At 62.7% G+C, this 18,066-nt stretch carries 17 protein-coding genes and 1 pseudogene; 12 read left to right on the top strand and 6 right to left on the bottom strand.

The features are described from left to right. Positions 1-63 precede the first annotated feature (63 nt). From JWR51_RS15210 to JWR51_RS15220, 4 genes are all read left to right on the top strand, one after another. Positions 64-1,641, top strand: a complete 1,578-nt coding sequence (locus tag JWR51_RS15210) for an amidase (RefSeq protein WP_299749120.1) — start codon at positions 64-66, stop codon at positions 1,639-1,641. 85 nt (positions 1,642-1,726) lie between these two features. Beyond that, complete coding sequence (locus JWR51_RS15215) at positions 1,727-2,314, top strand: HupE/UreJ family protein (RefSeq protein ID WP_299749121.1); 588 nt, start codon at positions 1,727-1,729, stop codon at positions 2,312-2,314. 221 nt (positions 2,315-2,535) lie between these two features. After that, positions 2,536-2,781 carry a PilZ domain-containing protein gene (locus tag JWR51_RS24055; protein ID WP_366525599.1) on the top strand — a complete coding sequence of 82 codons (246 nt, stop codon included), beginning with the start codon at positions 2,536-2,538 and terminating at the stop codon, positions 2,779-2,781. Between the two features lie 242 nt (positions 2,782-3,023). Next, positions 3,024-3,848 (top strand): transglutaminase family protein, encoded by an 825-nt coding sequence (locus JWR51_RS15220; protein ID WP_299749124.1) that lies wholly within the window; start codon positions 3,024-3,026, stop codon positions 3,846-3,848. Positions 3,849-4,015: 167 nt separating this feature from the next. Here JWR51_RS15220 and JWR51_RS15225 read toward each other — a convergent pair whose 3' ends face one another. Further along, a complete protein-coding gene (locus JWR51_RS15225) occupies positions 4,016-4,408 on the bottom strand; it encodes a pyrimidine dimer DNA glycosylase/endonuclease V (RefSeq protein ID WP_299749125.1) in 393 nt (130 codons plus the stop codon). Between the two features lie 95 nt (positions 4,409-4,503). Between JWR51_RS15225 and JWR51_RS15230 the strand changes: the two genes are divergently transcribed. Both JWR51_RS15230 and JWR51_RS15235 read left to right on the top strand, forming a co-directional pair. Further along, positions 4,504-4,641 (top strand): hypothetical protein, encoded by a 138-nt coding sequence (locus JWR51_RS15230; RefSeq protein ID WP_299749128.1) that lies wholly within the window; start codon positions 4,504-4,506, stop codon positions 4,639-4,641. A 133-nt stretch (positions 4,642-4,774) separates the two neighbouring features. Continuing rightward, a pseudogene (locus JWR51_RS15235) lies at positions 4,775-4,885 on the top strand (SDR family NAD(P)-dependent oxidoreductase); the annotation flags it as partial. A gap of 72 nt (positions 4,886-4,957) precedes the next feature. On the opposite strand, the gene JWR51_RS15240 reads toward JWR51_RS15235, so the two are convergent. Genes JWR51_RS15240 through JWR51_RS15255 form a run of 4 tightly spaced genes read right to left on the bottom strand, consistent with a single transcriptional unit; the run spans position 4,958 to position 10,145 of the window. Beyond that, complete coding sequence (locus tag JWR51_RS15240) at positions 4,958-7,519, bottom strand: FAD-dependent oxidoreductase (protein ID WP_299749131.1); 2,562 nt, start codon at positions 7,517-7,519, stop codon at positions 4,958-4,960. 45 nt (positions 7,520-7,564) lie between these two features. After that, positions 7,565-8,422, bottom strand: a complete 858-nt coding sequence (gene purU, locus JWR51_RS15245; RefSeq protein ID WP_299749134.1) for a formyltetrahydrofolate deformylase — start codon at positions 8,420-8,422, stop codon at positions 7,565-7,567. A 23-nt stretch (positions 8,423-8,445) separates the two neighbouring features. Next, the gene (locus JWR51_RS15250) at positions 8,446-9,375 is read right to left on the bottom strand and encodes an FAD-binding protein (RefSeq protein ID WP_299749137.1); all 930 of its coding nucleotides are present in this window, start codon (positions 9,373-9,375) and stop codon (positions 8,446-8,448) included. A gap of 20 nt (positions 9,376-9,395) precedes the next feature. Beyond that, entirely contained in the window at positions 9,396-10,145 is a 750-nt protein-coding gene (locus tag JWR51_RS15255; RefSeq protein WP_299749140.1) for an electron transfer flavoprotein subunit beta/FixA family protein, read from the bottom strand. Positions 10,146-10,268: 123 nt separating this feature from the next. Between JWR51_RS15255 and JWR51_RS15260 the strand changes: the two genes are divergently transcribed. The 6 genes from JWR51_RS15260 (at position 10,269) to JWR51_RS15285 (ending at position 17,088) form a co-directional block, all read left to right on the top strand. Continuing rightward, positions 10,269-11,324, top strand: a complete 1,056-nt coding sequence (locus JWR51_RS15260; RefSeq protein ID WP_299749143.1) for a GlxA family transcriptional regulator — start codon at positions 10,269-10,271, stop codon at positions 11,322-11,324. Positions 11,325-11,432: 108 nt separating this feature from the next. Continuing rightward, a complete protein-coding gene (locus tag JWR51_RS15265; protein ID WP_299749146.1) occupies positions 11,433-12,686 on the top strand; it encodes a sarcosine oxidase subunit beta family protein in 1,254 nt (417 codons plus the stop codon). Between the two features lie 11 nt (positions 12,687-12,697). Further along, the gene (locus JWR51_RS15270; protein WP_299749148.1) at positions 12,698-13,000 is read left to right on the top strand and encodes a sarcosine oxidase subunit delta; all 303 of its coding nucleotides are present in this window, start codon (positions 12,698-12,700) and stop codon (positions 12,998-13,000) included. Then, the gene (locus JWR51_RS15275; protein WP_299749151.1) at positions 12,997-15,990 is read left to right on the top strand and encodes a sarcosine oxidase subunit alpha; all 2,994 of its coding nucleotides are present in this window, start codon (positions 12,997-12,999) and stop codon (positions 15,988-15,990) included. Before JWR51_RS15270 ends, JWR51_RS15275 begins: the two co-directional genes overlap by 4 nt. A 10-nt stretch (positions 15,991-16,000) precedes the next feature. Beyond that, positions 16,001-16,558 carry a sarcosine oxidase subunit gamma family protein gene (locus tag JWR51_RS15280; RefSeq protein ID WP_299749154.1) on the top strand — a complete coding sequence of 186 codons (558 nt, stop codon included), beginning with the start codon at positions 16,001-16,003 and terminating at the stop codon, positions 16,556-16,558. Between the two features lie 20 nt (positions 16,559-16,578). Beyond that, the gene (locus tag JWR51_RS15285) at positions 16,579-17,088 is read left to right on the top strand and encodes a prolyl-tRNA synthetase associated domain-containing protein (protein ID WP_299749156.1); all 510 of its coding nucleotides are present in this window, start codon (positions 16,579-16,581) and stop codon (positions 17,086-17,088) included. Here JWR51_RS15285 and JWR51_RS15290 read toward each other — a convergent pair. After that, positions 17,085-17,987 (bottom strand): GlxA family transcriptional regulator, encoded by a 903-nt coding sequence (locus JWR51_RS15290; RefSeq protein WP_299749158.1) that lies wholly within the window; start codon positions 17,985-17,987, stop codon positions 17,085-17,087. The genes JWR51_RS15285 and JWR51_RS15290 overlap by 4 nt on opposite strands. Positions 17,988-18,066: the final 79 nt, after the last annotated feature.

The following is an 18,066-nucleotide window of genomic DNA, read 5'->3' on the forward strand; positions in this document are numbered from 1 at the left end:
GGTGCTGGCCGCATTCACTTTCGCCCACGGGATCGCGGGGCGGCACACTTCAAAGGTCACACCATGAATGCTCTAGCCCAGACTGTAGAGGCGGCGGAAATCGACGTCGTCGAACTGACGATCGCCGACGTACAACGGGGATTTGCCGATGGCAGCTTCACTTCGGAAACGCTGACCTTGGCATTTCTGGCGCGGATCGAGCGTTATGAGCCCTATTACAACGCTTTCACGTTCATGAACCCCGGTGCGCTGGCCGATGCCCAGGCAATCGATGCGCGGCGTGCTGCCGGCGAGACGCTGGGCCCGCTGGCCGGCGTTCCGGTGGTGATCAAGGAGGCAATGGATTTCGTCGGCCTGCCCTCGACCGCCGGTTGGGCGCCGCTATCGAGCGCGGCCGGCGGGTTTGACCTGATGCCGGAGCGCGATGCGCCCGTGGTGGCGCGGCTCAAGGCCGCCGGCGCGATTATTCTGGGCAAGACCAATATTCCCGCCTTCAGCCGGGATGGCACGCGCGCCAATACCAGTTGGGACGGCCCCACCTATAACGCGGTCGATCGCGCTATCGCGCCCGGCGCCAGTTCCAGCGGCACGGCGACCGCGATTGCGGGCAGCTTCGCCGTCGTGGGCCTCGCGGAGGAAACCGGCGGCTCGATCCAGAACCCGGGCGCGGCGCAGAGCCTGATCAGCGTCAAGCCGACCTTCGCGCTGATTCCCAATAGCGGCGTGGCGCCGCTGGCCGGCTCGACGCGCGATGTGGTGGGTCCGCATGCCAAGACCGTCACCGACGCCGCGCTGCTGCTCGATGTGCTGGCCGGCTATACGTCCGAAGACCCCAAGACGGTGGCCTCCATCGGCATGATCCCTGAGGCCGGCTATACCAGCAAGCTGAGCCGGACTGCGCTCAACGGAGCGCGCGTTGGATTATATGGCGCCGGCTGGCGCACCAAACCCTTGTCGGCAGAGGCGCAGACCCTCTATGCCGCAGCCATCGCCGAAGTCAAAGCGCGCGGCGCCATCCTGATCGAGGACCCTTTCCTCGGCACCGATTTCTCCAGCCTCGCGTCGGGTGATGAATTCGATCTGCGCGGCCTGGAATCGATGCCGCATGATTTCGAAAATTTCCTGCGCCGCATGGGCCCGTCGGCCAAGGCCAGTAGCCTGGCAGCGCTGGCGGCCTTGCTGGAGGTCAATCCATTTTCGCCCGAGGGTCCGCTTGGCATGCATCTGGTTCAGCCGGTGCTGAAGAAGTCGCTGGAGAACCCGGCGCTGCCGCCGGACTTGAGCGAGTTCCTTGCGGCGCGGGTCGCCTACCTCAAGACGTTCAACAGCGTGATGAAGCAGCACAACCTGGACGTGCTGATCTTCCCGCAGATGTCGGCCGAATTACCGGGCATTTTCGGCACGGAAGATTACCCCGCAACCACGGTGTCGGAAATCAACATTGCCGGACTGCCCGGCGTCACCGTTCCGGCCGGCAAGTTCGCCAACGGCTCGCCCTTCGCGCTGATCCTGATTGGACCCATGTGGAGCGAGGCCGAGCTTCTGGGCTACGCCTACGACTACGAGCAGGCGACCGCGCATCGAATCGTCCCCGCGCTGGAAGAGACTTTCTATGCCGACGCACCGAGGGCCGTTGAATAGCCGCACTACCGAGCCGCCGGGAGCTCCTGCGGCTTCGTCCTTGCAACACCGACCACCATTGGGGCAGCCGCCCCGAAAGGGCATCATGCGCAGACTCCCCATTATCATCGCAGCCTTGCTGGTTCCCACTGCCGCCTTCGCGCATCCCGATATCAGCCATGCGGCCGGGCTGCTGAGTGGCTTTGAGCACCCGCTGGGCGGCATCGACCATGTCCTGGCCATGATGGCGGTCGGTGTGTTCGCCTTCGTGTTGGGCGGTCGGGCGCTCTTTGTGGTGCCGCTGAGTTTTGTCGGCATGATGACCGCTGGTTTCCTGCTTGGCGCCGGCGGCGTCGAACTGCCGTTCGTGGAACTGGCCATTGGGCTATCTAGCGTGATCATCGGGGGTGCGGCCGCCCTGAGCCGCCCGATGTCGACGGCCGGCGCCGCGGCGCTGGTCGGCGTCTTCGCCATATTCCACGGTCATGCCCATGGCGCAGAAATGCCCGCGAACGCTGGTGGAGTGCTTTACGCCGCCGGCTTCGTTGCCGCCACAGCATTACTACACGTTGTCGGTATCGGCGCTGCAGGCGGCAGCTCCAAATTGGTCGGCAAATTTGACGGGCTCGTCGCCCGAATCGCAGGCGGCAGTTTTGCGGTCGGCGGTGTCGGTGTGCTGCTGGGCTGGATCTAAGCGCTATCGAATCTAACCGACCCGTTGGTGCTTGCTTTTTCTGTTAGCCTTCCTGTTCCACCTTCGTCCTGCAAGGATGTTTCTGGACGCCTGTTCGATGGGTGCTCTATCCGCGCGGCAAGTAAGCCCTCGACCGCCCGAGCGGCCTCCTCCATTCGTTCGATAAGAATTTTACCGACCTCGTTGAGCAATTTGAAGTACCGGCATCCTATAAGGGAAGAATGGAACCCGACCGCCGCAGGCAAGTGAGACATCCCGTGAAAATCAGCGCTACGCTGGTTGCTGGCCACGGACTTGACCGCATGGCGGTGGCGATAACCGATATCTCCGACGCAGGGGCCGGCCTCGCATTTAGACCTTCCTCCCCACTCCATGGGGAGATTTACATGCTGATTCCGGACAATACCCTGCAGCCTTGCCGCCTTGTGTGGCACCAGGACGGACGTTTTGGCCTAAGCTTCCTTTAGCGGCCACTGGGGTACATTCAAGGCCAGCCAGCAGTCGCCCCTCACTACGCCCCCCGCATTGGCGCTCCTGCGGGCGTGACGACGATTTTGTCCCCTTGATGTTCCCTGTCCGCGTCGTGTCCGGCAGCGTCCCGCGCGACGATGCCAAGAAGTGGAGACGCAGCTCCAAATAGCGCCGTCCTGCGGAACCTGCCGGCACCTACGACATTGGATGCGCAAAGAAGGTGTGAGGCGACCATATAATGCAGATCAAGGCCGGATTCTCGCTGACCTACGACTGCCCCCAACCGACCCCGATGTTGCTGACCCTGAACATCCACCCATCGCGCCGCGGAGACCTACTCACTCCGCAGTTATTGAGCTTCTCACCGGAGGTAGAGCCCTGGGAATATCTGGATGTTTACGGGAACGTCTGCACCCGAATAACCGCCCCGGCAGGTCAGTTGACGATCTCCACGGAGTTCGAGGTTTATGACGCTGGCCTGCCTGACATTGTGCCCTTGGATGCTCGGCAGCACGATATCCGCGACCTCCCCGATGACACCCTGATCTACCTGCTGGGATCCAGGTACTGCGAGACCGATAAACTAACCAACATCGCCTGGAATCTCTTCGGTCAGTCTCCCCTGGGTTGGCCGCGCGTCCAAGCTGTTCTCGATTTCGTGCATCAGCACATTGCGTTCGACTATCAGAAAGCAGACCGCACAAGGACAGCGTACGGGGCTTACATGGATCGAACCGGAGTATGTCGCGACTTCGCCCATCTGGCACTGACGTTCTGCCGGTGCATGAATATTCCGGCCAGGTACTGCACCGGGTACCTGGGAGACATCGGGGTGCCATTGAACCCGGACCCGATGGATTTCTCCGGATGGTTTGAAGTCTATCTAGGCGGGCACTGGTATACGGCAGACGCTCGCCACAATGAACCGCGAATTGGGAGGATCCTGATGGCTAGAGGGCGCGACGCCACCGATGTTGCGCTGTCCACCCAGTTTGGTCCGGCGATCCTGTCGAGCTTTGCCGTCACAACCTACCAGATGCCTGATACGATCGACCAGCGATGACGGAACATCGACCTATCGTTCCTCGAGGGCCCCTGCCTTCTGAAAGCTTTTTGTTGCCGCGATCGAAACATCCTGAGGCCTAATGACCCGGGTAACAGCGGCACGCTGCGAGGGAGCCCACCAGAGCCCCCACGCTACCGGCTTCCTCGCAGCGCCAGTACGACGAACTACTGAGATTTCGCCCTACTCGCCAATCGTAGCGATATGCGAGCACGGTTGAGTGCAATCGCCTCCTCGGTCGGCTCCCAGTCTTGGCACCAAGCTTCGGGGAAGCCATCGAGCAGCTGGCCTGTGTCGACGAAAAGCGGCTGGTAGCCGCGCGCCTTCATCTCGGCGACAAGGGCAGCCTGACGCCGAGCCAGGAACCCAAGCCGACAGTAGAAAAACCGGACGTGCCCCGTGCCCAGCAGATATTGGGGCGGGTTTCTTGAATCATCGGGCATCTCATTGCGTGCGATAGCCGCACGAACGAGGGCGAAGACCCTGGGGAGTTCTCGGTATTCAGCCACCAGGTGCTGCCCCGAGAGCTCACTGGGTGGAATGCAGTTGATGCGCGTCATTGAACCGTCTTGAAGATAAGCAGCGAAAGCGCGTTAACCCGTGAACCATCTCGGCCGCTGCGGCTTGTGTCAGGAGTGCCAAACAGGAGCTCACCATGACTGATACGAAATCGAAACCAGCACCGCTCGAAACAGAACCCGGCAAGCAGATGGACGATAACATCGATGACTTGGGACGCAAACAAGATGGCTCCAAGCAAGAGCAACCCGGCAAGGCTAAGCCATCGAAATAGCACAGCTAGCGCAGCGGCAACGCGGGTGCTCGGGGCGGAGCTGGACGCGTAGCCGAGCTGGAGGTCCGCCAGCATAGGTGCCGCTTTCCTTCATCGGACCAAGTCAGGTCGCGCGACTTCCTGCCGCTAGTGCGCCTACGGTGCCAGCAAGGCAGCGCTGAACAATCTGTGTGAGGCGCTGCAGCCTGATCTGGCACGCCATGGCGTGAGGCTGTCGGTGATCACTCCAGGCTTCGTCGACACGCCAAATCCCGATTGGAAAAGAAGTCAACGACGCCTTCTCCCCCACAGGATGCCAAGAATAGCGGCAAGAGCTTCAGCTTCTCGGTTTGAGGTTTTCGGGGTCGTAGAGGGGCTTGTAGCCGACGCTGGCGACTTCGGCGCGGTAGGTTTCGCCAAAATATTCCAGGGTCAGTTCCCGGCCCACCTGGCAATAATCCCATGGCAGATAGGCCAGGGCGATGTTCTTGCCGATGGTCGGACCATAGGCGACCGAACTGGTGAAGGAGCGACGGCCAAGGGCGTCGACCAGGGTCTCTCCCGTCGCCGGGTCCATGACTGGCATGATGCCGACCGGGAAGCGAGCCACGCCCTTGCTGTCCACATTATCGGTCATGACCAGCGTGCAGAGCATGGCCGGCTGGTGGTCGCGCTCCTTGTATTCGATGTGCTTGGCCTTGCCGCGGAAGTCAGCTTCCTTGACCTTGGGGCGGGCCAGGTCGGCTTCCATCAGGTTGTATTCGGTCAGGAGGTCGGCGTTCTGCAGGCGCAGGCTCTTTTCCATGCGGCGGGTATTGGCATAGGTCTCGACGCCCACGGCGATGACGCCGGTCGAGCGAAGGGCGTCCCAGACGGCAAGCCCATCCTCGTAGGCCATGTGGAGTTCCCAGCCCTGTTCGCCCACATAGGAAATCCGGAACGCGGTGACCGATTTGCCGGCAATAGTCAGCGGCTTGATCGCCGCAAAGGGGAAGTTTTCCGGCAGCAGGACGCTGGGGTCTTGGAGCAGCTTGCTCAGGTTTTCGCGGGCATTGGGGCCCCAGATGCCGACGGTGATGTACTTTTCCGATACATCGGTAATGGTGACGTCGAGGCCGCGATCCTGGGCAATGCGGCGCATATAGTGATAGTCGCGCGGGCCGGCGTCGGCGCCGTTGACCATGCGAATACGGTCGGCCATGCGGATGATCGTGAAGTCGGCACGGACCATGCCCTCATCGTCGAGGAAGTGGGTGTAGATGCCCTTGCCGATATTGGCGTCGCCGCCGATTTTTGCGGCGCAGAGCCACTCCATCAGCGCGACGTGATCCGGGCCCTCGATATCGCAGATGGCGAAGTGCGAAAGATTGATGATGCCGCAATTTTCGGTCAGTTCGAGATGTTCGGCATTGGACACGCGCCAGAAGTGGCGGTTGTCCCATTCGTTTTCTCGCAACGGAACGCGATCACCGTATTTTTCCAGCAGGTGCTCGTTGGCCGCATAGCCATGCGCCCGTTCCCAGCCGCCCAGCTCCATGAAGTAGCCGCCAAGTTCTTTTTCGCGCTCGTGGAACGGCGAGCGGCGGATGCCGCGACCGCCGGCAAAGGGTTCGCGCGGATGAACCGGCGGGTTGTAGATCTTGCGCGCCGTCTCGGTGCAGCGCTCCTCGATGAATTTCTCCTCCAGCTGGAAGCTGCTGAAGCGGGCGTAGTCGATCTTGTTGTGATCGATCGCGGTGCGGCCGTCGGTCATCCAATCGGCGATGAGCTTGCCCATGCCGGGGCCATCCTTGACCCAGATGCCAACCGCGTACCACAGGCCGCGCACCTTCTGGCTTTCGCCCATTGAAGGGCCGCCATCGGTGGTGGTCTGCAGCAGGCCGTTGAAGGAATGCCCCTCGTTGTAGCCGAGTTCGCCCAGGATCGGCGTCAGCTCCATGGCGCGCTCGAGCGGCTCGATCACCTGCTCCATTTCGAGGTCGCGCTGCGAGGGAGACAGGCGCGCCTGCTCCTTTTCGAGCAACTCGCGCGGATGCACCAGGCGCGGATTGTGCTCCTCGTAATAGCCCCACTCGATCTGGCCGCCTTCGGCAGACTTCGGATCGCCAGTATCGCGCAGATAGGCGGAATTGCCCTGGTCGCGCAGCAGCGGATAGCCGATCTCCGCGCCGGTATCGGCAAAGGCGTTGTATGGGCCGAAAAAGGTCAGCGGATGGTCCACCGGCATGACTGGCAGGTCTTCCCCCGCCATCTCAGCAATCAGCCGGCCCCAGAGACCGGCGCAGACGATGACATGGTCAGCCAGAATCGTGCCGCGGTCGGTGACGACACCCTTGATGCGACCTTCTTCGATGTCGAGCGAGCGGGCCGAGGTATTGGCAAAGCTCTGCAGCTTGCCGGCGTCCACGGCCTGGTCCACCAGCCTGCCGGCTACGGTCTGCGAGCGCGGAATGACGAGGCCCGCATCGGGATCCCACAGCCCGCCCTGGATCAGGCTCTCCTCCACCAGCGGCATCTTCTGCTTGATCTCGGCCGGATCGATCAGCCGTGCCCGCGTGCCAAAGGCCTTGCCCGAAGCCACCTTGCGCTTGATCTCGTCCATGCGGGCATCATCGCCGACGCGGGCGACTTCGAGGCCGCCGACGCGGGCGTAGTGGCCCATCTTGTCGAAGAAATCGATCGAATAGAGCGTGGTCCAGCAGCTCAGGAAATCATGGCTGGTAGCGTAGCAGAAGTCGGAAGCATGGGCGGTCGAGCCGATATCGGTGGGAATGCCCGATTTGTCGATGCCCACGATATCGTCCCAGCCGCGCTCGACCAGATGGTGCGCAATCGAAGCGCCCACAATCCCGCCCAGGCCGACGATAACGACCCGTGCTTTTTCGGGAAACGGTGCCATTTTGAAATCACTCCGAATTGGTGGGCAAGGCAGACGGCTACGCAATCACTGCGTGAAGACGACGGTCCGATGATGGTTGAGCATGACTCGGCCCTCAAGGTGAAACTTCACCGCGCGAGCCAGCACACGCGATTCGATATCGCGACCGGCGGCGACGAAATCTTCCGTCGTCATGGCGTGGCTGACGCGCTCGGTTTCCTGCTCGATGATCGGGCCTTCGTCGAGATCGGCCGTCACATAGTGGCCCGTCGCGCCGATCAGCTTCACGCCGCGTTCGTGGGCCTGATGATAGGGCTTTGCGCCTTTGAAGCTCGGTAGAAAGGAGTGATGGATGTTGATGATCATACCAAACAGCCGGTTCGACAGGTCATTGGACAGAACCTGCATGTAACGCGCCAGAACCACCAGCTCGGCGCCGGTTTCCTTGACCAGTTCTATCAACTGCTCTTCACGCTCGGCCTTGTTCTCCTTGGTCACCGGCCAATAGTGATAGGGAATGCCTTCATGCTCGGTCGTAGCGCGGGAATCCTCGTGGTTGGACACGACACCCGCGACCTCGGCATTCAGCCAGCCGACCTTGATCTGGTAGAGGATGTGCAGCAGGCCGTGATCGAACTTGGAGACCATGATGATGATCTTGGGCCGCCGCGACAGGTCCTCGATCTTGAGTTTCATGTCAAAGCGATCGACGGCCGGCTTCAGGGCCAGCTCCAGCATATCCCTGGTCGTCGCAAGGGGTACCGCAAAGGCAATGCGCAAGAACAGTTGGTTGATCGGGCGGTCGCAGAACTGGTTGGATTCAAGAATGTTGGCGCCACGCGCGGCCAGTGCGGTGGTTATGGCTGCCACGATGCCCGGCTGGTCAAGACAGGTCAGTTTCAGGATGAACTTATGCTCGGTCATCGTGGGTTCCAGTCGGATTGGGGCTAGAGCTGGCGCTCGAGTTCGGGAAGCAGCTCAAACAGGTCACCCACAAGGCCGTAATCGGCGATCGCGAAGATCGGGGCATCTTCATCCTTGTTGATGGCGACGATAACCTTGGCGTCCTTCATGCCCGCCAGATGCTGGATGGCACCCGAGATGCCGACGGCAATGTAGAGGTCTGGCGCCACGATCTTGCCGGTCTGCCCGACCTGCCAATCGTTCGGCGCGTAGCCGGCGTCGACGGCAGCGCGCGAGGCGCCGACGGCCGCGCCGAGCTTGTCGGCAATCGGCAGGATGAACTCGCGGAACTTCTCCAGCGAGCCCAGGGCGCGGCCACCGGAAATGACCACCCGGGCCGAACCAAGCTCGGGGCGTTCCGTCTTGGCGATTCTGTTCTCGAGGAATACGGAAAGCCCGCGATCGGCAACCGCCGCCACCGCTTCGACCGAAACTGCCGCTCCGGTGCCGGCGGCCGCAAAGCCTGCGGTGCGGACGGTGATGACCTTCTTGGCATCGCTCGATTGGACGGTCTGGATGGCATTGCCGGCGTAGATCGGCCGCTTGAAGGTGTCGGTCGATACGACCTCGACGATTTCGGAAACCTGCATGACATCGAGCAGGGCGGCGACACGCGGAAATACGCTCTTGCCCGTGGTGGTCGCGGCCGCCACGAACACGTCATAGCCCCCGGCCAGCGAAACAATCAGGTCGGCCAGCGGCTCGGCCAATTGATTTTCCAGTGCATCGCTCTCGGCCAGCAGCACCTTGCGCACGCCAGCCAGCTTAGCGGCCGCGTCGGCGGCCCCTTGGGCGCCCTTGCCGGCCACCAGAATATCGATATCGCCACCAATCTGCGCGGCGGCGGTCAGCGCACGCGCCGTCAGGTCGGAGACGGTTGCATTGTCATGTTCGGCGAGAAGTAGGATAGCCATGTTTGTGTCCTCGCTCGGGATCAGATGACGCGGGCTTCGTTGCGCAGCTTGTCGACCAGTTCGGCGACGCTCCCGACCTTGATGCCTGCCTTGCGCGTACCGGGCTCCTCGGTCCTGAGCACCTTGAGCCGTGGCTCGACGTTGACGCCGTAATCGGCGGCGGTCTTTTCTTCGAGCGGCTTCTTCTTGGCCTTCATGATATTGGGCAGCGAGGCGTAGCGGGGCTCGTTGAGGCGCAGGTCTGCGGTGACGATCGTGGGCAGCGACACCTCGATGGACTGCAATCCACCATCGACTTCGCGCAGCACCACGGCCTTGTCGTCGCCCAGTTCGAGCTTGGAGGCGAAGGTCGCCTGCGACCATCCCAGCAGCGCCGACAGCATCTGCCCGGTCTGGTTGGCATCATCGTCGATCGCCTGCTTGCCCAGGATGACTAGACGGGGCGCTTCCGCCTCGACCACGCCCTTGAGCAGCTTGGCGACCGTGAGCGGCTCCACGGCACCATCGACTTTGATCAGGATGGCACGATCTGCGCCCATGGCGAGGGCCGCCCGCAGCGTGTCCTGCGCCTGCGCAGGACCGATGGAGACCACCACGATCTCGGTGACCTTGCCGGCTTCCTTGAGACGGATGGCTTCCTCGACGGCGATTTCGTCGAAGGGGTTCATCGACATCTTCACATTGGCCAGGTCGACGCCTGAACCATCAGCCTTGACGCGGATTTTCACGTTGAAGTCGACCACGCGTTTGACGGGCACCAAGACTTTCATTTGCAATCCATTCTGACGGTCTTGCAGGGAGCATTGCGACACTTTTTGCGGCTTGCCCAGAACGTTTGCGTCAATCCTGGATTAGCGATACGACATGGACGCCATGAAAATCGGGGGAATGCGATGGACGTCAGGACGGGCGGTAACCGGACAAATGCGACGTCTGCCAAATCCTTCAGGCCGCGCCCGGAAGGGCTGCGCCTTTCGGTCGGGTTCATCCTTGCCAAGCGCTTCACGCTTTGCGCCTTCGCCAATTTCGTCGATGTCCTGCGCCTGGCCGCCGACGAGGGCGATCGCAGCCGACCCATCATGTGCGGCTGGACCGTGTTGTCCGATACCATGAACGCCGTGCCCTCGAGCAGCGGCATCACCGTGCAGCCCAATGAACGGCTCGGGGACCCGACCAAATTCGACTACATCGTCGTCATCGGCGGCGTCATGGATGACATGTCGGGCCTGGGTGCCGAATATACTGCCTATCTCGAAAGAGCCGCCGCGGCCGGCGTTCCTCTGGTCGGGGTCTGCACCGGCGGTTTCCTGCTGCACAAGGCCGGCTTGATGAAAGGCTATCGTTGCTGCGTCAGCTGGTTTCACCACGCCGATTTTCTCGAACAGTTCGACGGACTTGACCCCGTCTCCGACCAGATCTTCATCGATGACGGTGCCCGGCTGACCTGTTCGGGCGGCGCCAGTTCGGCCCATCTTGCGGCCTACCTGGTGGAAAAGCATGTGGGCCGTGCCCAGGCCAGCAAGAGCCTCCACATCATGATCATCGACGACGCGTTGCGGCCCGAAAAGCCACAGCCCGGCGTGCCCATGGGGATTTCGACACGCGACCCGATGGTCATGCGCGCGCTCCTGCTGATGCAGCAGAACATCGACAATCCGCTGTCGGTGACTGAGCTGGCGCGGCGCATGGGCAACAGCAAGCGCCAGCTTGAACGCCATTTCCGTGCGGCTCTCGGCGCCTCGCCACAAGCGGCGTTCCTGCAGATCCGCCTGACATTGGCCCATCATCTCATCGAGACCACGGACAAGTCGGTCGCGGCCATCGCTGTCGAATGCGGCTTTTGCGACTCGTCACACCTGAGCCGGATGTTCCGCCAGCGCTTCGACAGCACGCCCCACGAGATTCGCAAGAAAACGCCGGGCAAGATGCGCGAACTCGAATTGGCCTGACCGTCGCAGTCGTCCTGTCGTTTACCTGCGACCCGTTTGACGCAAACGTCCTGTCTTGCCGGCCGCGATGTCGCAATGATACCCCAAGTCTGTCGTCCGAGGTGAGCAATGACCCGCTTTTCGTTTCCGTCACTGCTGGCCAATGCCCTGACGGGCAACAAGAACTGGAAACCCCAATGGCCCGATGCGGAGCCCAAGGCCGAGTATGATGTCATCATCGTCGGCGCGGGCGGTCACGGGCTGGGCGCCGCCTATTATCTTGCCAAGGAACACGGCATCACCAATGTGGCGGTGATCGAAAAGGGCTGGCTCGGCGGCGGCAATACCGGCCGCAACACCACGATCATCCGCTCGAACTATCTCTATGACGAAAGCGCGATGCTCTACGAGCATTCGATGAAGCTCTGGGAGGGCCTCACACAGGAGCTCAACTACAACGTCATGTTCTCGCAGCGCGGCGTGATGATGCTGGCGCATAACGTGCACGACGTGCAGAGCTTCAAGCGCCACGTCCATTCCAACCGCCTCAACGGCATCGACAACGAATGGCTGACCGCTGAGCAGGCGCAGGAATTCTGCCCGCCGCTCAATATTTCGCCTGACGCACGCTATCCCGTCATGGGCGCGGCCCTGCAGCGTCGCGGCGGGGTCGCCCGCCACGATGCCGTGGCCTGGGGCTATGCGCGCGGCGCGACCGCGCGAGGCGTCGATATCATCCAGAACTGTCCTGTCACCGCCATTCGCCGCGATGCATCGGGTAAGGTCATCGGCGTCGATACGGCGCGCGGTTTCATCAAGGCCAAGAAGGTCGCCGTCTCCGCCGCCGGCAACACCTCGGTGGTGATGGACTCCGCCGGCGTCCGCCTGCCGCTCGAAAGCTATCCGCTGCAGGCGCTGGTGTCCGAGCCGGTCAAGCCGATCTTTCCCTGCGTGGTCATGTCCAACACCGTGCATGCCTACATTTCGCAGTCCGACAAGGGCGAACTGGTCATCGGCTCGGGCACCGACCAATATGTGTCCTACAGCCAGCGCGGCGGCCTGCCGCTGATCGAGCACACCGTCGCCGCCATCTGCGAAATCTTCCCGATGTTCACCCGCATGCGCATGCTGCGCAAATGGGGCGGTATCGTCGACGTAACCCCCGATCGCTCGCCGATCCTGGGCAAGACCCCGGTGCCGGGGCTCTATGTGAATTGCGGCTGGGGAACCGGCGGGTTCAAGGCCACGCCCGGTTCGGCCCATGTCTTCGCCCATACCATCGCCCGCGACGAACCCCATCCGATCAATGCACCATTCACGCTGGAGCGGTTCACCACCGGCCGGTTGATCGACGAGGCTGCCGCCGCAGCCGTCGCGCACTAGGAGGGCACACCATGCTGCTGATCCGCTGTCCCTATTGCGAAGCTGAACGCCCCGAGGTGGAATTTACCTATGGGGGGCAGGCGCACATTGCCCGTCCGCAGAATCCATCGGCCACGACGGACGACGAGTGGCGCGACTTTCTCTACATCCGCGCCAATCCGCGCGGCATTCACTACGAACGTTGGCGCCACATGCATGGCTGCGGCCGCTTCTTCAATGCGGTCCGCGACACCGTTACCGACAAGTTCGTGATGACCTACAAGGCTGGGCTGCCACGCCCCGATCAGGCTGAACTCGAGGCCGCGCGCTCATGAGCACTTTCCGCATCCCCGGCAAGGGCCGCGTCGATAGCACCAAGCCGGTGCAATTCCTCTTCAACGGCAAGACCTACGCGGGCTTTGAGGGCGACACCGTCGCCTCGGCTCTGCTCGCCAGTGGCGTGCATCTGGTTGGCCGCTCGTTCAAGTACCACCGCCCGCGCGGTATCCTCTCGGCCGGCTCGGAAGAACCCAATGCGCTGCTCGGCATCGACCACGGCCCCGGCCGCGTCGAGCCGAATACCCGCGCTACGGTCATCGAGATTTCGCCGGGGCTGAAGACCATCAGCCAGAACCATTGGCCATCGCTGGAGCGCGATGTCGGCGCGATCAACGATGTGCTCTACATGCTGTTCTCGGCGGGCTTCTACTACAAGACGTTCATGTGGCCGAAGTCCTTCTGGAACAAGGTCTATGAGCCGATCATTCGCGGCACGGCGGGCCTGGGCAAGTCGCCGATTGTGCCGGATCCCGATATCTATGCCAGCCGTTTCGCGCATTGCGACGTGCTCGTCGTGGGCGCCGGTCCCGCAGGTCTGGCTGCTGCGCTCGACGCCGGCCGCAGCGGCGCAAAGGTCCTGCTGGTCGACGAGCAGGCGGAACTGGGCGGTTCGCTGCTGTCGGAAACCGATGCCGGCGTGGATGGCATGACCGGCTGGGCCTGGCTCAAAGCCAGCGTGGACGAACTGGCCGGCATGTCCAATGTCACGCTGCTGCCGCGCACCACGGCCATTGGCTACTATCACCAGAATTTCGTCGGGCTCTGCCAGCGCATCACCGATCACCTCGCATCGGCCCCCGAAGGGACGCCCCGCGAACGTATGTGGAAGGTCCGCGCCAAGCAGGTCGTGCTGGCGCAGGGCGCCATCGAAAAACCGCTGGTGTTCGACGGCAATGATCGCCCAGGTGTCATGCTGGCCGGCTCTGCGCGTAGCTATCTCAACCGCTACGGCGTCAAGGTTGGCGACAGCCCCGTCGTCGTGACCTCGCATGACAGTGCCTGGCTCGCTGCCTTCGATCTGGCCCGCGCCGGCGTCAAGGTCGCGGCGATCATCGATATCCGTCCGGCCGTTCCGGAACATCTGACCACCAGCGCGTCGGCGCTGGGGATCGAAGTGCTCCTTGGCTGGACAGTCACCGGCACCAAGGGCCGCCTGCGGATCTCATCGCTCCGCGCCAAGCCGATCGACGGTGGCGTTGCCCAGGCCCGCGAATTTGCCTGCGACGCGCTGCTGATGAGCGGTGGCTGGAACCCCAGCCTGCACCTGTTCTCCCATACCCAAGGCAAGCTGGAATGGCGCGAAGATGCGCAGGTGTTCTTGCCCGCCAAGCACATCGAACAGAGCCGCTGCGCCGGTGCCGGTAACGGCAATTTCGGTCTGGCCAAGGTGCTGGCCGAAGGCGCAGAGGCCGGCGTCGCCGCCGCCACAGATGCCGGTTTTTCCGGCACGGTTTCGGCCTATACCGTCAGCGACGAACTGGACATGACCGGCGTCAGCAGCCGCGAACTGCCGACCGACAAGAACCCGTCGACGGCCAAGGCTTTCGTCGATTTCCAGAACGACGTTACTGCCAAGGACATCCGCCTGGCCGTGCGCGAAGGCTTCAAGTCCATCGAGCACATCAAGCGCTACACCACCACCGGCATGGCGACCGATCAGGGCAAGACATCCAACATCAATGGCCTCGCCATTGCCGCCGACGCCGTGCAGCGCCAGGCGCCTGCCGTCGGTCTCACCACGTTCCGCCCGCCCTATACGCCAACCACCTTCGGCGCTTTCGCGGGCTACAGCCGCGGTGGCCTGTTCGATGTTACCCGCAAGACCGCGATCGACGCCTGGGCGCAGGAGCGGGGGGCCGTCTTTGAGCCGGTCGCCCTCTGGCGCCGTGCCTGGTATTTCCCCAAGCCCGGCGAAGACATGCATGCCGCGGTGGCGCGAGAATGCAAAGCCACCCGCGACTCCCTCGGCATCTTCGATGCATCCACCCTGGGCAAGATCGAGATTGTCGGCCCCGACGCCGCCGAGTTCCTCAATCGCATGTACACCAACCCCTGGAGCAAGCTGCAGCCCGGCCGCTGCCGCTATGGCGTGCTACTCGGCGAAGATGGCTTCATTCGCGACGACGGCGTTATCGGCCGCCTGACCACCGATCGCTTCCATGTGACCACGACCACGGGCGGCGCCGCCCGCGTGCTCAACATGATGGAAGACTATCTGCAGACTGAGTTCCCAGACCTCAAGGTCTGGCTCACCTCGACCACCGAGCAGTGGTCGGTCATCGCCATCAATGGCCCCAACGCCCGCAATCTTCTGGCGCCGCTGATCGAGGGCATCGATCTGTCCGAAGAGGCCTTTCCGCACATGTCGGTCGCCACGGGCCGCATCTGCGGCGTGCCGACCCGGCTGTTCCGCATGAGCTTTACTGGCGAACGCGGTTATGAAGTCAACGTGCCGGCCCGCTATGGCCGGGCGATCTGGGAAAAGCTGATCGCCGAGGGACAAGCCTATGGCATCACGCCCTACGGCACCGAGACCATGCATGTGCTGCGCGCCGAAAAGGGCTACATCATCGTCGGCCAGGACACCGATGGGACGCTGACCCCCGATGACGCCGGCCTCGGCTGGGCCATCGGCAAGGCCAAAGCCGACTTTGTCGGCAAGCGTTCGCTGGCCCGTCCGGACATGCTCAAAGCCGATCGCAAGCAACTGGTCGGCCTACTCACCGCCGACCCGAAGGTTGTGCTGGAGGAGGGCGCCCAGATCGTGCTCGATCCCAACCAGTCGGTGCCGATGAAGATGGTTGGCCACGTCACGTCCTCCTATTGGAGCGTGTCGCTGGGCCGGTCCATTGCCCTGGCAGTAATCGAGGGTGGCAATGCCCGCATGGGCGAGACCGTTCACATTCCGATGCCGGATGGCACGCTGCGCGCCGAAGTCACAGGCACCGTCTTCGTCGATCCCGAAAACACGCGCCTCAGCGCTTAAGGAGCACAGAATGATGCAGACCCATCATCCTCTGGCCGGCCGCGCACTGCCCGGCGCACAGGGCCGCGTCAGTATCCGCCCGGTCGAGGATTGCACCCGCTTCATCCTGCGGATCGACCCGCAAAACCTCGGTGCAGCATCGAGCGTGTGGGGCGCCAACCTGCCGCCGACCATCGGCGGTCTGGTCTCCGGCTCCGGCCGCATCGCCACCTGCATCGGTCCCGATGAGTGGTATCTCATCGCCCCGCTCACCGAGCAGGACGCCATCGAGAGCGCCTTTGCCGCGCTTTACGCCACCACGATCCACAGCCTCGTTGATGTCAGCCACCGCGAAGTCGGCATTGCGGTCGATGGTCCCGATGCAGTCCTCGCGCTCCAGGCCAGCATCGCCTTCGACATTGCCGCCATGCTGGTCGGCAGTGGTTGCCGCACCATCATCGACCGGGTGCAGATCATCCTGCTGCGCGAGGGCCAGGACAGTTTCCGCGTCGAGGTCTGGAATTCGTTTTCCGACCACGTCTGGAACCTGCTGGCCGGCATTTGCCGCGAAATCGAGCTTGGCGTCTGACGCCTTCAGAAGGAAAACCTATGACGACCGAAGCGCGCGCTGCCCTCGATGCCCTTTTTGCCGAGCTTGGGATCACGCCCATCGCTATCGAGCATCCTCCGGTTCACACGGTGGAGGAAGCTCTGCCCTTCTGGTCTGCGCTCGAGGGCGTGCACACCAAGAACCTCCTGCTGAAAGGCGCCAAGGGCGGCCTCTGGCTCGTCTGCGTCCCCACCGATCGTCGCCTCGACCTCAAGGCCCTGGCGGCCCATGTCGGCGCCAAGAAATTCTCCTTCGCCAGCGGCGAGACGCTGCTTGAGGCGCTTGGCGTGGTCCAAGGCTCGGTCAGCCCACTCGCGCTGATCAATGACAAAGCCAATGTGGTGCAGTTGGTCCTTGCCAAGGACATGCTGGCCCAGCCCCGCATCACCGTCCACCCGCTGACCAATACGGCGACCGTCTCGCTGACCAGCGACGAACTGGTCAAAGTCGTCACCACCACCGGCCACCGCCCGGAAATCGTCGACTTCGACACGCTGGCCAGCGCCTAGGCCGCGGCCTTGCGCTCACTGCTCGGGCTGTGTCCGAAATGGTCGAGATAGCTCTGTGAGAAATACGACGCCGAATTGAACCCGCTCGCCATCGCCACGTCGAGAACGGGCATGCGCGTCTGCCGCAACAACTGGCCGGCGTGGTCGAGCCTGATCTTGATATAGTGCCGGTTGGGCGAGGTGCCCAGATGCTTGAGAAACAGCCGCTCAAGCTGCCGCGGCGACAGCGCGACGCCGCGGGCAAATTCCGCGATGGTCAGTGGCCGCTCGATCGAACGCTCCATCAGCGAGATGACGCGCAGCAGCTTGGGATCGGCCACGCCGAGCCGCGTCCGCATATCCATGCGCTGCCGCTCGCTCGCTTCGCGAATACGATGGTGGATCAACTGGTCGGTCACGGCGCTCGAGACCGCCTCGCCGTGATCGCGCTTGATCAGCGACAGCATCATATCCGCCGCCGCCACGCCACCAGCGCAGGTGAAGCGGTCCCGGTCGATCTCGAACAATTCCTCGCCAATATCGAGGTCGGGGAAATCCGCCCGAATTCCCGGGCGATTTTCCCAGTGGATGGTGCAGCGATAGCCATCCAGCAATCCGGCCTGCGCCAGCACATAGGTACCGGTACAGACCGCCCCTGGCGATGCTCCGAACTTGGTCAGCCGCCGGACCACCGAGATGAGGTCGCGGTGGTCGATCAGTTGCACATCGACGCCGGCGCAGACCACCACCGCATCCATGTTCGGCGCGTCGCGAAACGACTGTTCCACATTGACGCGCACGCCATTGGAGGCCTCTGCGGTGAGCCCGTCCGCTGAGTACAGATGCCACTCATAGAGCTTGCGTCCGGTCGTGCGATTGGCCAGCCGCAGCGGTTCGATCGCTGCGGTAAAAGCGATCATCGAAAACTGCTCGGTGAGCATGAAGCCAAAGACCTGGGGACCAGAACCGCTATGCACCATGACACCCAACAAATATATA

It is taken from the genome of Devosia sp. (genome assembly GCF_028290625.1).
Taxonomy (GTDB): domain Bacteria; phylum Pseudomonadota; class Alphaproteobacteria; order Rhizobiales; family Devosiaceae; genus Devosia.

Coding starts and splice junctions, on each gene's coding strand:
- JWR51_RS15210 (WP_299749120.1), top strand. CDS start 64: ATGAATGCTCTAGCCCAGACTGTAGAGGCGGCGGAAATCGACGTCGTC.
- JWR51_RS15270 (WP_299749148.1), top strand. CDS start 12,698: ATGCTGCTGATCCGCTGTCCCTATTGCGAAGCTGAACGCCCCGAGGTG.
- JWR51_RS15285 (WP_299749156.1), top strand. CDS start 16,579: ATGACGACCGAAGCGCGCGCTGCCCTCGATGCCCTTTTTGCCGAGCTT.
- JWR51_RS15225 (WP_299749125.1), bottom strand. CDS start 4,408: ATGACGCGCATCAACTGCATTCCACCCAGTGAGCTCTCGGGGCAGCAC.
- JWR51_RS15265 (WP_299749146.1), top strand. CDS start 11,433: ATGACCCGCTTTTCGTTTCCGTCACTGCTGGCCAATGCCCTGACGGGC.
- JWR51_RS15255 (WP_299749140.1), bottom strand. CDS start 10,145: ATGAAAGTCTTGGTGCCCGTCAAACGCGTGGTCGACTTCAACGTGAAA.
- JWR51_RS15290 (WP_299749158.1), bottom strand. CDS start 17,987: ATGATCGCTTTTACCGCAGCGATCGAACCGCTGCGGCTGGCCAATCGC.
- JWR51_RS15250 (WP_299749137.1), bottom strand. CDS start 9,375: ATGGCTATCCTACTTCTCGCCGAACATGACAATGCAACCGTCTCCGAC.
- JWR51_RS15240 (WP_299749131.1), bottom strand. CDS start 7,519: ATGGCACCGTTTCCCGAAAAAGCACGGGTCGTTATCGTCGGCCTGGGC.
- purU (WP_299749134.1), bottom strand. CDS start 8,422: ATGACCGAGCATAAGTTCATCCTGAAACTGACCTGTCTTGACCAGCCG.
- JWR51_RS15275 (WP_299749151.1), top strand. CDS start 12,997: ATGAGCACTTTCCGCATCCCCGGCAAGGGCCGCGTCGATAGCACCAAG.
- JWR51_RS15260 (WP_299749143.1), top strand. CDS start 10,269: ATGGACGTCAGGACGGGCGGTAACCGGACAAATGCGACGTCTGCCAAA.
- JWR51_RS15230 (WP_299749128.1), top strand. CDS start 4,504: ATGACTGATACGAAATCGAAACCAGCACCGCTCGAAACAGAACCCGGC.
- JWR51_RS15280 (WP_299749154.1), top strand. CDS start 16,001: ATGATGCAGACCCATCATCCTCTGGCCGGCCGCGCACTGCCCGGCGCA.
- JWR51_RS24055 (WP_366525599.1), top strand. CDS start 2,536: ATGGAACCCGACCGCCGCAGGCAAGTGAGACATCCCGTGAAAATCAGC.
- JWR51_RS15220 (WP_299749124.1), top strand. CDS start 3,024: ATGCAGATCAAGGCCGGATTCTCGCTGACCTACGACTGCCCCCAACCG.
- JWR51_RS15215 (WP_299749121.1), top strand. CDS start 1,727: ATGCGCAGACTCCCCATTATCATCGCAGCCTTGCTGGTTCCCACTGCC.